Source organism: Leifsonia sp. HAY1-4F, assembly GCF_056755275.1.
This window is the reverse complement of record NZ_JBNDHX010000101.1, coordinates 1-13,314: the sequence shown is the minus strand read 5'-3', so window position 1 is coordinate 13,314 and position 13,314 is coordinate 1. Positions and strand designations below refer to the sequence as shown.

Genomic DNA, 13,314 nt, shown 5'->3' with positions numbered 1-13,314 from the left:
TCCGTCGTCGGCAGCGTCAGATGTGTATAAGAGACAGCACAAAGACTGCACGCTCAGAGCCCCACAAGCGTGCACTCTTTGTGTACTCGACGGTGGGGAGTTAGCGCGGGGTTAGGCGAGGGAGATGAGGTCCAGGTAGTCGCGGTTCCAGTGGTCCTCGACGCCGTCGGGGAGGATGAGGACGCGCTCCGGGTTCAGCGCCTCCACCGCACCCTCGTCGTGGCTGACCAGGACGACGGCGCCCTCGTAGTGCGCCAGCGCATCCAGGATCTCCTCCCGGCTCGCGGGGTCGAGGTTGTTCGTCGGCTCGTCGAGCAGCAGCACATTCGCGCCCGACACGACGATCATGGCCAGCGCGAGACGCGTCTTCTCGCCACCCGACAGCACGCCGGCCGGCTTGTGCGCGTCGTCCCCGGTGAACAGGAACGAGCCCAGCACCTTCCGCGCCTCGGTCTCGGTCAGATTCGGCGAAGCCGACACCATGTTCTGGAGCACGCTGCGCTCGACGTCGATGGTCTCGTGCTCCTGCGCGTAGTAGCCGATGCGGAGGCCGTGGCCGGGCTCCACCTGACCCGTGTCCGGCTTGTCCACGCCCGCGAGCATCCGGAGCAAGGTCGTCTTGCCTGCACCGTTGAGGCCGAGGACGACGACCTTCGAGCCGCGGTCGATCGCCAGGTCCACCGCCGTGAAGATCTCCAGGGAGCCGTAGCTCTTGGAGAGGTCGCTTGCTTGCAGCGGAGTGCGGCCGCACGGCGCCGGCGTCGGGAAGCGCAGCTTGGCGACGCGGTCCACCTGGCGCACGTCCTCGAGGCCGGCCAGCAGCTTCTCGGCACGTGCCACCATCTGGTGCGCCGCCGCCGCCTTGGTCGCTTTGGCGCCGAACCTGGCGGCCTGCAGCTGAAGGGCTCCCGCCTTCTTCTCGGCGTTCGCCCGCTCCTTCTTCCGGCGCTCCTCGTCGGCGGCGCGCTGGCGCTGGTAGTGCTTCCAGCCCATGTTGTAGATGTCGATGACCTGACGGTTCGCATCCAGATAGAAGACGCGGTTGACCGTCTCGCCCACCAGCTCCACGTCGTGCGAGATCACGATGAAGCCACCGCTGTAGTTCTTGAGGAACTCGCGCAGCCACACGACGGAATCGGCGTCGAGGTGGTTGGTCGGCTCGTCGAGGATCATCGTGCGGGCATCCGAGAACAGGATGCGCGCCAGCTCGATGCGCCGGCGCTGGCCTCCCGAGAGGGTCTTCAGCGGCTGTTCGAGGATGCGGTCGGGCAGATTCAGGTTGGATGCGATGGAGGCGGCCTCGGCCTCGGCGGCGTACCCGCCGAGCAGGTGGAAGCGCTCCTCCAGCCGGCCGTACTTCTTCATGGCGGCCTCGGACACGGACGACTCGGGGCTCGCCATGTCGTGCGTCGCCTGCTGCATCTCCAGCACCACGGAGCCGAGCCCGCGGGCGTCCAGGATGCGCGTGCGAGCCAGGTCGTCGAGGTTGCCGGAGCGCGGGTCCTGCGGCAGGTAGCCGAGCTCGCCGGAGCGGTCGACCTTCCCGGCGCTCGGAAGCAGATCGCCCGCGAGCACCTTGGTCAGGGTCGTCTTTCCGGCGCCGTTGCGCCCGACGAGCCCGATCTTGTCGCCGTCGGCGACGCGGAAGGTGACGTCCTCCATCAGGAGGCGTGCGCCTACGCGCAGTTCAAGACCCTGCACGGCAAGCACAGTTGTTCCATTTCGTTCAGCAGCCATCCGCTCCTCGTCCGATCAGGCGACACGCGGGACGTGCGCCGGATCAGGCGGGGAATGGATGGCGGGGAGAGTCTGTCAGATGGCGAAGCCGAGCGCGCGCATCATGTCGCGGCCGTCGTCGGTGATCCGGTCGGGACCCCACGGCGGCATCCACACCCAGTTGATGCGGAACGCCTCGACGATGCCGTCGAGCGCCTCGGCGGTCTGCTCCTCGAGCACGTCGGTCAGCGGGCAGCCGGCGCTCGTGAGCGTCATCGAGATGATGAGGGCGTTGTTCTCGTCGTCCCAGGCCAGGTCGTAGATCAGCCCGAGGTCGACGACGTTGATCCCGAGCTCGGGATCCATGACGTTCTTCAGCGCCTCTTCGACCTGGTCGAAGAGCGCGGGACTCAGCGTGGCGGGCATGATCGGATTCCTTCTTTCAACACAGACTACCTCTCGGAGTGTGTGACGGCCGGGCTCGGCTCAGGCCTCGGCCAGCTCGGCAGCCGAGGCTGACGCGGACTCGGGGGCGTCGACGTAGCGGTCGTAGCCCTCCTCCTCCAGGCGGTCGGCCAGCTCCGGGCCGCCCTGCTCCGCCACCCGGCCGGCGACGAAGACGTGCACGAAGTCCGGCTTGATGTAGCGCAGGATCCGCGTGTAGTGCGTGATCAGCAGGATGCCGAGACCGGTGTTCGCCTCGGCGCGGTTGACGCCCTCCGACACGATCTTGAGGGCATCGACGTCGAGACCGGAGTCGGTCTCGTCGAGCACGGCGAACTTCGGCTTGAGCAGCTCCAGCTGGAGGATCTCGTTGCGCTTCTTCTCGCCGCCCGAGAACCCTTCGTTGACGTTGCGCTCCGCGAACGAGGAGTCCATCCGCAGCGCGTTCATCGACTCGCGGACATCCTTCACCCAGGTGCGGATGGACGGCGCCTCGCCGTCGATCGCCGTCTTGGCGGTGCGCAGGAAGTTCGTGTTGGTGACGCCGGGGATCTCGACCGGGTACTGCATCGCCAGGAAGAGCCCGGCGCGCGCCCGCTGGTCGACGGTCATCGAGAGGACGTCTTCGCCGTCGAGCGTGATGGTGCCCTTGGTGACGGTGTACTTGGGGTGGCCGGCGATCGTGTAGGCGAGGGTCGACTTGCCGGAGCCGTTCGGGCCCATGATCGCGTGGATCTCACCCTCGTTGATGGTGAGGTCGACGCCGTTCAGGATGGGCTTGGTGCCCTGGTCCGTCTCGACGGTGACGTGGAGGTCGCGGATCTCGAGGACTGACATGGTTACTGGATCTCTTTCGTGCCGTTCGCGCTGATGATGACAGCGGGGTCGATGTAGACGTCCCCGTCGATGATCTCGACGGAGAAGACGGGGACCGGCTCGTAGGCCGGGAGGTTGAGGGGCTGGCCGGTGACGAGGGAGAACTGCGAGCCGTGCGCCCAGCACTCCAGCGTCTGGTCTTCGACGAAGCCCTCGGACAGCGAGATCTCGCCGTGCGTGCAGGTGTCGCCGATGGCGTGGATCTCGCCGCCCGAGTCTTTGACGACCGCGATGGGGATGCCGTCGAGCACGACCCGCGTCGCCTGGTTCTCCACCAGCTCCGCGGCCGCGCCGATCCGCTGCCCCGCCATCAGTGCTCGGCCCCGGAGGCTGTGACCGACGTCGTCTGGAGCTCGTCCTCGATCTTGGCCTGCAGCCGCTCCTGGAGCGCGGGCGACCCGATCTGCTGCACGATCTCGGAGAGGAACCCGCGCACCACGAGGCGCCGCGCCTCCTCTTCGGGGATGCCGCGCGACTGCAGGTAGAACAGCTGCTCGTCGTCGAAACGGCCGGTCGCGCTGGCGTGGCCGGCGCCGACGATGTCGCCCGTCTCGATCTCGAGGTTCGGCACGGAGTCGGCGCGGGCGCCGTCCGTGAGCACGAGGTTGCGGTTCTGCTCGTAGGTGTCGGTGCCGACGGCCTTCGGCCCGATCAGCACGTCGCCGATCCACACCGTGCGTGCCCCCTGGCCCTGCAGCGCACCCTTGTACGTCACGCGGCTGCGGGTCTCCGGGCCGTCGTGGTGGACGTACACCTGCTGCTCGAGGTGCTGGGAGGCGTCGGCGAAGTACGCGCCGAGGAGCTCGGCGTCCGCACGCGCCCCGACCAGGTGCGTGGACGGGTTGAGTCGCACGACACCGCCGCCGAGGGTCACCGCGACGTGCTTGAGGCGGGCGCCCTCACCGACCTCGGCGAAATGGGCGGCGACGTGCAGCGCGTCGTCGTCCCACTCCTGAAGAGAGACGACGGTGAGATCGGAATCGGCGCCCAGCAGGAACTCGACGTTCTCGGCCAGGTGAGCCGACCCCGTGTTCTGCAGGATGAGCGTCGCCGTGGCTCCCGGAGCCACCTCGACCACGGTGTGAGCGGCACGCGGGCTGCCGCCGAGGGCGGAGCGGGTGAGCGTCACCTCGCGGTGGTCTCCGGTCATCGTCGTTCCGATGTGAACGAGCAGAGCCTGCTGGAAAGCCGTCCACGCGTTGGCGGACGCGCGGTCCTCCGGCTTTCCGGCCGTGCCGATGCGGGCGTCGTCCCGGCCGATCCAGGATGTGGTCACACCCGGAGCCGCCGTCGCGTCGTACACGTACGGCGAGCCGTCGAGCTCACCGGCGATCAGCTCCTGGAGGCGCGCCACCGGCGTGTACTTCCACATCGGCTCCCGGCCGGTCACCGCAGGGAAGTCCGCGACCTCGGTCGAGGTGAACCGTTCGGCGCGGCTCTGGACGGGGACCGGCGCACGCAGGTGCTTCGGGGCGGGGGCGGCCGGGGTGGTCGTCGTCGTCTCGATCTGCGTCATCCGACAGAGCCTTCCATGCCCATCTCGATGAGCTTGTTGAGTTCGAGTGCGTATTCCATGGGGAGTTCGCGGGCGATCGGCTCGATGAAGCCGCGGACGATCATCGCCATGGCCTCGTCCTCCGGGAGCCCGCGCGACATCAGGTAGAACAGCTGCTCCTCGCTCACGCGCGACACTGTCGCCTCGTGGCCGAGCTGCACATCGTCCACCCGGATGTCGATGGCCGGGTAGGTGTCCGACCGCGAGATCGTGTCGACCAGGAGGGCATCGCAGCGGACGGTGTTCGCGGAGTGGTGCGCTGCCGCATCCACCCGCACTTCGCCCCGGTAGCCGGCGCGGCCACCGCCACGCGCGATCGACTTGGAGACGATCGACGACTGCGTGTACGGCGCCATGTGGATCATCTTGGCGCCCGCGTCCTGGTGCTGGCCCGGGCCGGCGAACGCGACCGAGAGCGTCTCGCCCTTGGCGTGCTCCCCCATCAGGTAGATCGAGGGGTACTTCATCGTCACCTTGGAACCGATGTTCCCGTCGATCCACTCCATGGTCGCGCCCTCGCCCGCCGTGGCCCGCTTGGTGACCAGGTTGTAGACGTTGTTGGACCAGTTCTGGATGGTCGTGTAGCGCACACGGGCGTTCTTCTTCACGATGATCTCGACGACCGCGGAGTGCAGCGAGTCGGACTTGTAGATCGGCGCCGTGCAGCCCTCGATGTAGTGGACGTAGCTGCCCTCGTCGGCGATGATCAGCGTCCGCTCGAACTGGCCCATGTTCTCGGTGTTGATGCGGAAGTAGGCCTGCAGCGGGATCTCGACGTGGACGCCCTTGGGGACGTAGACGAACGAGCCGCCGGACCAGACCGCCGTGTTGAGCGCCGCGAACTTGTTGTCGCCGGCCGGGATCACCGTGCCGAAGTACTCCTGGAAGATCTCCGGGTGCTCGCGCAGCGCCGTGTCGGTGTCGAGGAAGATGACGCCCTGCTGCTCGAGGTCCTCGCGGATCTGGTGGTACACGACCTCGGACTCGTACTGCGCGGCGACGCCGGCGACGAGACGCTGGCGCTCCGCCTCCGGGATGCCGAGCTTCTCGTACGTGTTGCGGATGTCCTCGGGAAGGTCTTCCCAGCTCTGCGCCTGCTTCTCGGTGGAGCGGACGAAGTACTTGATGTTGTCGAAGTCGATCTCCGACAGATCGGCGCCCCAGGTCGGCATGGGCTTGCGCTCGAAGAGCTGGAGCGCCTTGAGGCGGCGCTGCAGCATCCAATCGGGCTCGTTCTTCAGCCCCGAGATGTCTTTCACCACCTGGGGCGAGAGTCCGCGGCGCGCGGAGGCACCCGCAGCGTCGGAGTCCGCCCAGCCGAACTCGTACTGCCCTAGGGAGGCGAGCTCAGGCCGGTCGATCAGGATGTCTGACATTTCTACCTCGTTTCCTACCACTCGTAACCGGATATCAGTCCGGCTCATTCCCCTCGTGCGCACGGCTGATGCCGGTCGCTCGAGCGTCCAGATTGTGCGGGTGGCTGGTGTGCGGACCTAAAATGTCCGTGGACACGGGCCGCGATGCCCCGGCCACGAGCGGAGGAATCCGCCCGTTGGCACGCGCACGATGGCGCGTTCCTCGAACCCACCAATTCTACAGGTGCGGCGCGGTATTAGTAGAGCCACGCCTGCGCGTTGCCCGAGTATCCGCATCCAGACCCCGAGGAAGCCCCGAAATCATGAAGCGCATCACCGCCTGGCTGCCGGACCGAGTGGATGGGCGGACCCGGGTGATCGCGTGGGTCTACCTCGCGGCGCAGATTCTTCTGGTCACCACAGGAGGCGCTGTCCGGCTGACCGGCAGCGGCCTCGGCTGCCCGACCTGGCCGAGGTGCACGGCCGACTCGTTCGTCAACACGCCGGCGATGGGCATCCACGGCGTCATCGAGTTCGGCAACCGGATGCTGGGCGGTGTGCTCGCGGTCCTCGCGATCGCGGCGTTCCTGGCCGTCGTGAAGCTCTACCGCTCGCGCGGCGACCTGTTCTGGATCTCGCTCATCGCGGGCCTCGGCGTGCCGCTCCAGGCGGTCATCGGCGGGATCACCGTGCTCACCGGCCTCACCTGGTGGGTCGTCGGCATCCACTTCGTCATCTCGATCGTGCTGGTCGCCCTGACCACCGTGTTCGTGGTCCGCGTCTACGCGGTTCCCGGCCGGCGCGTCACCACCGTCCCCGGATGGTACGCAGCGCTCGCGTACGTCACGAGCGTCGTGGTCGCTCTCACCATCGCCATGGGGATCGTCACGACAGGCGCCGGCCCGCACGCCGGGGATCAGAACACCCCGCGCAGCGGGCTGAACCCGGAGATCCTGGAGCACGTCCACGCGATCCCGGCCTACCTCACCTTCGCTCTGACCGTCCTCCTCGTCGCCGGGTCGTTCCGGTTCGGCGGGGCGCCGCTGCGTCGCTTCACCCGGCTGATGCTCGCGATCGAGCTGGTGCAGATCGCGGTGGGGCTCATCCAGGCGGACACGGGCCTTCCTGAGATCCTCGTCGGCATCCACATGACGCTCGCCGCGACACTCGCCGCGGTCATGACCGCGGTGATCATGGCGCTCACGGCACCGGCGCCCGCTGCGGACGTCGAGTCGGACTCAGCCGCCGACGTCGTCTCGGCGTAGGGTCCCCACCCGCGCTGCGAGGGTCTCGCCGTGCAAGGTGACCGCACGGTCCGTGCTCTCGCCGAAGCCGAACCCCGCCGCCTCGGCCAGCCGCCTGCTGGGGTCGTTGCCGGGCACGTACACCCAGCGCAGCCGGTCGAACCCGAGACCGGCCGGGTCGAGCGCGTGCCGCGTGACCGCCAGCAGAGCCTCCCGCATGTAGCCGTGCCCCCGCCCCCACGGACCGGACCAGCAACCGACGGTCCCCGAGCCTGGCCCCTCGTCGCGTCGCACCTCGACCACCCCGAGCATGCGCCCGCCGGTTCGCGGCCGGAGCGCCCACACGTGGAAGTCGCCGCTCGCGACGCCGTGCGGGCAGTAGCTGCGGACGAAGAACTCGGCGCTCTCTCGCGTGTACGGCGACGGGAGCGGGACCCAGAGCTGCGTGGCGGCATCGAGGCACGCCTCCAGGACGTCCGGGATGTCGTCCTCCGCCGGGACGTCGAGGATCAGGCGCTCGGTCTCGAGGCGCGCCGTCGGCAGCCGATCCGTCATGCCTGATGGTAACTCCGCCGGCAGGGGCCGATGCCGGTTGCGGCGGGATCGTTACGACGCGATCAGAAGGGCAGCAGCGGGTCGATGGCGACCGCGAGGAAGATCAGCGTCAGGTAGGCGATCGACCCGTGGAAGACGCGCATCGGCGACACGCTCGCGTGCCGGATCGCCAGGTTGTAGAGGCGGTGCGACTCGTAGAGGAACCAGCCGCCCGCGACCAGCGAGACCGCCGTGTAGACAAGGCCCATGTGCCCGACCGGGATCAGCAGCAGTGAGCAGGCGACCATCGCCCAGGCGTACAGGACGACCTGCAGGCCGACCGCCGAGCGCCCGCGCACGACCGCGAGCATCGGGACGCCCGCCTCCTGGTAGTCGGAGCGGTACTTCATCGAGAGCGGCCAGTAGTGCGGTGGTGTCCAAAGGAAGATGATGCCGAACAGGATGAACGGCGGCCAGTCCAGCGATCCGGTGACCGCCGCCCAGCCGATAAGCACGGGCATGCAGCCGGCGATGCCGCCCCAGACGATGTTCTGCGGGGTGCGGCGCTTGAGGATGAGCGTGTAGAAGACGACGTAGAGCAGGATGGCCGCGACCGAGAGGGCCGCCGCCAGCCAGTTCGTGAAGAATCCGAGGACCAGCACGGAGGCGATGCCGAGGGCCCAGGAGAAGACGAGCGCTTCGCGGTCGGAGAGCTCTCCGGTGACGAGCGGACGGTTCCGGGTCCGGCGCATCACGCGATCGATGTCGCGGTCGATGTAGCAGTTGAACGCGCCGGCGGACCCCGCGCTCATGTAGCCTCCCACGACCGTCGCGAGCACCAGCCAGAGGTTCGGGATGCCGTTCGCCGCGAGGATCATCGTCGGGACCGTCGTGACCAGCAGCAGCTCGACGACGCGCGGCTTGGTGAGGGCGATGTACGCCTTCGCCTTGCGGACGAGGCCGATGCGGTCCGGTGCGACACGGCTCTCTACGGCGACGTCCATTGCTCCTCATGTCGTGTCGGTGGCTGGGGGCCCGGCGACCCCGCTCAAGTCTACGACACGTAGAGGTGGGGCCGGGAGAAACGGCGGAGTACAGCCGGCGGTACTCCGTGTCCGCATATGACACAAGTGGGCTGGGGGAACACCCCACGCTTCGTGCGTGTTCTCTATACTTGGAGATGCTCGCCAGCCGAGGCCCCCACTCCACCCGTCCGATTCGCAGGACGGCGACGGAGGCAGGCCCGGCGCCGATGACGTCCACGGCGCGCACTACCAAACCGGTGCGGGTACCCAGACGACCTTTGCCGGCACTTATGTAGCCAATCTACGAAGGGTCAGTTTTCACGTGGCAGCACTGCAGTGGGATCCCATTGACAACAAGGCGGTAGACACGGCTCGCGTTCTCGCGGCCGATGCGGTGGAGAAGGTGGGCAACGGGCATCCCGGCACGGCCATGAGCCTCGCTCCGGCGGCCTACCTGCTCTTCCAGAAGGTGATGCGCCGCGACCCGCGCGATCAGCACTGGCTGGGACGTGACCGCTTCATCCTCTCGGCCGGCCACTCGTCGCTCACGCAGTACATCCAGCTCTACCTGGGCGGCTACGGACTCGAGCTCGACGACCTGAAGAAGCTCCGCACCTGGGGCTCCCTCACTCCCGGCCACCCCGAGTACGGACACACCGACGGCGTGGAGATCACCACCGGACCTCTCGGTCAGGGCATCTCCTCCGCCGTCGGTTTTGCATATGCGCAGCGCTTCGAGCGCGGCCTGTTCGACCCGGACGCCGCTCCCGGCACCAGCCCGTTCGACCACCACGTCTACGTGATCGCCTCCGACGGCGACCTGGAGGAGGGCGTCAGCTCCGAGGCGTCGTCGCTCGCCGGCCACCAGGAGCTCGGCAACCTCATCGCGATCTACGACAGCAACCAGATCTCGATCGAGGACGACACCGACATCGCGTTCACCGAGGACGTCAAGGCGCGCTACGAGGCGTACCACTGGGACGTCCGGGTCGTCGACTGGAAGAAGACCGGCGTCTACAAGGAAGACGTCGAGGAGCTCTTCACTGCGATCGAGGACGCGAAGACCGTCACCGACAAGCCGACGCTCATCATCCTGAAGACGATCATCGGATGGCCGTCGCCGAAGAAGCAGAACACGGGCAAGATCCACGGGTCGGCGCTCGGCGCCGACGAGCTGCGCGCCGTGAAGGAGGTGCTCGGCTTCGACCCCGAGCAGACCTTCGAGGTCGCGGACGAGGTCATCGAGCACACCCGCAAGGCGATCGAGCGCGGCGCCGGGGAGCGCGCCGAGTGGCAGAAGGGCTTCGACGCCTGGGCGGAGGCGAACCCCGAGCGCAAGCAGCTGCTCGACCGCCTGCTCAGCGGCGCCACCCCGGAAGAGCTCGAGAGCGCGCTCCCGGTCTTCGAACCGGGCAAGGATGTCTCCACTCGTGCCGCCAGCGGCAAGGTGCTGAACGCCATCGCCCCCGTGATGCCCGAGCTGTGGGGCGGCTCCGCCGACCTCGCCGAGTCGAACAACACCACCATCGAGAGCGCGGCGTCGTTCGTGCCGTCGGAGCGCTCCACCCACGAGTGGACGGGCAACAAGTACGGCCGCGTGCTGCACTTCGGCATCCGCGAGCACGCCATGGCCGCGATCATCAACGGCATCGTGCTGCACGGACCGACGCGTCCCTTCGGCGGCACGTTCCTGATCTTCAGCGACTACCAGCGTCCGTCGCTCCGCCTGTCGGCGCTCATGAACATCCCGTCGATCTTCGTCTGGACGCACGACTCCGTCGCCCTCGGCGAGGACGGGCCGACGCATCAGCCGATCGAGCAGCTCTCGACGCTCCGCGCCATCCCGAACTTCACCGTCGTCCGCCCGGGCGACGCGAACGAGGTCGCCTGGGCGTGGAAGACCATCCTCGAGCGCCGCAACGGTCCGGCCGGCATCGCGCTGACCCGCCAGAACATCCCGGTGTTCGAGCGCGGCGACGGCGACGCCGAGGGCGACACCCTCGCCTCCGCGAAGAACGTCTCCAAGGGCGCCTACATCCTGGCCGAGGCGCCGGGCGGTACCCCGGACGTGATCTTCATCGCGACCGGCTCCGAGGTGCAGATCGGCCTGGAGGCCCGCGAGGTGCTGCGCGGCGAGGGCGTCAACGCCCGCGTCGTGTCCGCTCCGAGCCTGGAGTGGTTCGCCGAGCAGCCCGCCGAGTACCGCGAGCAGGTGCTGCCCGCCGGCGTGAAGGCCCGCGTCTCGATCGAGGCCGGCTCGTCGCTCGCCTGGGACAAGATCGTCGGCGACCACGGTCGCAGCGTGTCCATCGAGCACTTCGGCGCTTCGGCCGACTACAAGACGCTGTTCCGCGAGTTCGGCATGACCACCGAGCACGCCGTGTCCGCCGCGAAGGAATCGCTCGCGTCTCTCTGACTCCGGGCACCACGACTACAAGACAGAACTAGTGGAGAAAACAGAAATGACTGACACCACCACCCAGACCCCGACGGCCGCCCTGTCCGCCGCCGGCGTCAGCATCTGGCTGGACGACCTCTCGCGTGAGCGCATCAACACCGGGAGCCTCCAGAAGCTCATCGCCGAGAAGAACGTCGTCGGCGTGACCACCAACCCGACGATCTTCGCCTCCGCCCTCTCCAAGGGCGCGGCGTACGACGAGCAGGTCCGCGAGCTGGCCGCCGCCGGTGCGAGCGTCGACGAGGCGATCTTCGAGATCACCACCGCCGATGTCTCGCAGGCGAGCGACATCTTCCACGAGGTGTTCGAGCGCTCGAACGGTGTCGACGGCCGCGTCTCCATCGAGGTGGAGCCCGGGCTCGCCCACGACACGCAGGCGACCATCGCCGCCGCGCAGACGCTCTCGGCGAAGATCCAGAAGCCGAACGTCATGATCAAGATCCCCGCGACGGTGGCCGGCCTCGAGGCCATCACCGAGACGATCGCGGCGGGCATCAGCGTCAACGTGACCCTGATCTTCAGCCTGGAGCGCTACCGCCAGGTCATCGACGCGTACCTCACCGGTCTGGAGAAGGCCCAGGAGGCCGGCATCGACCTCTCCGGCATCCACTCGGTCGCGTCCTTCTTCGTCTCGCGCGTCGACACCGAGGTGGACAAGCGCCTCACGGCGATCGGCACCGACGAGGCCACCGCGCTGAAGAGCAAGGCCGGCATCGCCAACGCCCGCCTCGCCTACGAGGTGTACGAGCAGACGTTCGCCACCGAGCGGGCCAAGCTCCTCACGCAGGCCGGCGCCAACGAGCAGCGTCCGCTGTGGGCGTCCACCGGCGTCAAGGACCCGAACCTGCCCGACACCCTCTACGTCGAGCAGCTCGTCGCCCCGAACACCGTCAACACGATGCCCGAGAAGACGCTGGATGCGACCTTCGACCACGGGAAGATCTCCGGCGACAGCGTCACCGGCACCTACGCCGAGTCCAACGACGTGCTGAACAAGCTCGCCGCGCTCGGAATCGGGTACGACGACGTCACCGAGACGCTCGAGCGCGAGGGTGTCGAGAAGTTCAACGTCTCCTGGGGCGAGCTCGTCGAGACCGTGAAGAACGCTCTCGAGGGAGCAGCCAAGTGACCTTCCGCATCCACGTGACCGGTGCGGCGGCCGAGGCCGTCCGCACCGTCGTCCCGCAGCTGGTCGCCGACCGCGTGGCGTCCGGCATCACGGCGCTCGAGCCGGCCCTCTGGGGGCCGGCGGCCGAGGCCGAGGCGAGCAAGCGTCTCGGCTGGACCGAGGCCGTCTCCATCTCGCGGCCGCTCGTGCCAGAGATCGTCGCCCTGCGCGAGGAGCTGCACGCCAAGGGCGTCAACCACATCGTCCTGGGCGGCATGGGCGGGTCCTCGCTGGCACCGGAGGTCATCACCCTGACCGCCGAGGCCGAGCTGACGGTGCTCGACTCCACGGACCCCGGCCAGGTGCTCGCCGCGCTGCGCGACCGGCTGGAGGCGACCGCTGTGGTCATCTCCTCCAAGTCCGGCTCGACGCTCGAGACGGACAGCCAGCGCCGCGTGTACGAGAAGTGGTTCCAGGATGCCGGCATCGACCCGCGCGAGCGGATCGTCGTCGTCACCGACCCCGGATCGCCGCTCGACCAGTCCGCTCGCGAGGCCGGCTACCGCGTCTTCAACGCGGACCCGAACGTCGGCGGCCGCTACTCGGCTCTCACCGCGTTCGGCCTCGTCCCGTCGGGCCTTGCCGGCGTCGACATCGCCCAGCTGCTGGACGAGGCGGATGCGACCCAGATCGAGCTCGCCGTCGACAACGAGCAGAACCCCGGCCTCGTGCTGGGCGCTGCGATCGCCGGCACGAGCCCGCTGAAGGACAAGCTGGGCATCGTCGCGGACGGGACCCACATCGTCGGCTTCGCCGACTGGGCCGAGCAGCTGATCGCCGAGTCCACCGGCAAGGAGGGCACCGGACTTCTTCCCGTGGTCCTCGACCCGCTCGCTCCCGAGCTGGAGTCCAAGCCCGCCGACCTGCAGGTCGTCCGCCTGGTGGCGAACGCCGAGGCGCACCACCTGTTCCCGGCCGACCGGCACCAGGGCGAGATCC

Annotated in this window: 11 protein-coding genes and 1 pseudogene; 4 read left to right on the top strand and 8 right to left on the bottom strand. The window is 68.3% G+C overall.

Annotation, left to right across the window (positions count from 1 at the left end; translation table 11 throughout):
• Positions 1-111: 111 nt before the first annotated feature.
• The 6 genes from ACPYOG_RS15965 to sufB form a co-directional block, all read right to left on the bottom strand.
• Positions 112-1,710 carry an ABC-F family ATP-binding cassette domain-containing protein gene (locus ACPYOG_RS15965; RefSeq protein ID WP_481295157.1) on the bottom strand — a complete coding sequence of 533 codons (1,599 nt, stop codon included), beginning with the start codon at positions 1,708-1,710 and terminating at the stop codon, positions 112-114.
• 102 nt (positions 1,711-1,812) lie between these two features.
• Complete coding sequence (locus ACPYOG_RS15960) at positions 1,813-2,142, bottom strand: metal-sulfur cluster assembly factor (protein WP_090038233.1); 330 nt, start codon at positions 2,140-2,142, stop codon at positions 1,813-1,815.
• A 60-nt stretch (positions 2,143-2,202) separates the two neighbouring features.
• Positions 2,203-2,997 carry a Fe-S cluster assembly ATPase SufC gene (gene sufC, locus ACPYOG_RS15955; protein WP_481295156.1) on the bottom strand — a complete coding sequence of 265 codons (795 nt, stop codon included), beginning with the start codon at positions 2,995-2,997 and terminating at the stop codon, positions 2,203-2,205.
• 2 nt (positions 2,998-2,999) lie between these two features.
• Complete coding sequence (locus ACPYOG_RS15950) at positions 3,000-3,347, bottom strand: non-heme iron oxygenase ferredoxin subunit (protein WP_090038226.1); 348 nt, start codon at positions 3,345-3,347, stop codon at positions 3,000-3,002.
• Positions 3,347-4,552 (bottom strand): Fe-S cluster assembly protein SufD, encoded by a 1,206-nt coding sequence (sufD, locus tag ACPYOG_RS15945; RefSeq protein WP_481295155.1) that lies wholly within the window; start codon positions 4,550-4,552, stop codon positions 3,347-3,349. Before sufD ends, ACPYOG_RS15950 begins: the two co-directional genes overlap by 1 nt.
• A complete protein-coding gene (gene sufB, locus ACPYOG_RS15940) occupies positions 4,549-5,967 on the bottom strand; it encodes a Fe-S cluster assembly protein SufB (RefSeq protein WP_090038220.1) in 1,419 nt (472 codons plus the stop codon). Before sufB ends, sufD begins: the two co-directional genes overlap by 4 nt.
• Positions 5,968-6,269: 302 nt before the next feature.
• Here sufB and ACPYOG_RS15935 point away from each other — a divergent pair, with 302 nt between their 5' ends.
• Positions 6,270-7,211: a COX15/CtaA family protein gene (locus ACPYOG_RS15935; RefSeq protein WP_481295154.1), complete on the top strand. Its 942-nt coding sequence runs from the start codon at positions 6,270-6,272 to the stop codon at positions 7,209-7,211.
• On the opposite strand, the gene ACPYOG_RS15930 is transcribed toward ACPYOG_RS15935, so the two are convergent.
• Together ACPYOG_RS15930 and ACPYOG_RS15925 are read right to left on the bottom strand one after the other, a co-directional pair.
• On the bottom strand, positions 7,185-7,745 hold the full coding sequence (locus tag ACPYOG_RS15930; RefSeq protein WP_481295153.1) for a GNAT family N-acetyltransferase: 561 nt from the start codon (positions 7,743-7,745) through the stop codon (positions 7,185-7,187). The genes ACPYOG_RS15935 and ACPYOG_RS15930 overlap by 27 nt on opposite strands.
• 62 nt (positions 7,746-7,807) lie before the next feature.
• Positions 7,808-8,728, bottom strand: a complete 921-nt coding sequence (locus tag ACPYOG_RS15925) for a heme o synthase (protein ID WP_481295152.1) — start codon at positions 8,726-8,728, stop codon at positions 7,808-7,810.
• Between the two features lie 343 nt (positions 8,729-9,071).
• On the opposite strand from ACPYOG_RS15925, the gene tkt reads away from it, so the two are divergent.
• The 3 genes and pseudogenes from tkt to ACPYOG_RS15910 all read left to right on the top strand — a co-directional run.
• Positions 9,072-11,165, top strand: coding sequence for a transketolase (tkt, locus tag ACPYOG_RS15920; protein WP_481295151.1), 2,094 nt, complete (start codon positions 9,072-9,074; stop codon positions 11,163-11,165).
• Positions 11,166-11,211: 46 nt separating this feature from the next.
• Positions 11,212-12,336, top strand: coding sequence for a transaldolase (gene tal / locus ACPYOG_RS15915; RefSeq protein WP_481295150.1), 1,125 nt, complete (start codon positions 11,212-11,214; stop codon positions 12,334-12,336).
• Positions 12,333-13,314, top strand: a pseudogene (locus tag ACPYOG_RS15910) (glucose-6-phosphate isomerase); the annotation flags it as partial. The gene tal and the pseudogene ACPYOG_RS15910, both read left to right, overlap by 4 nt.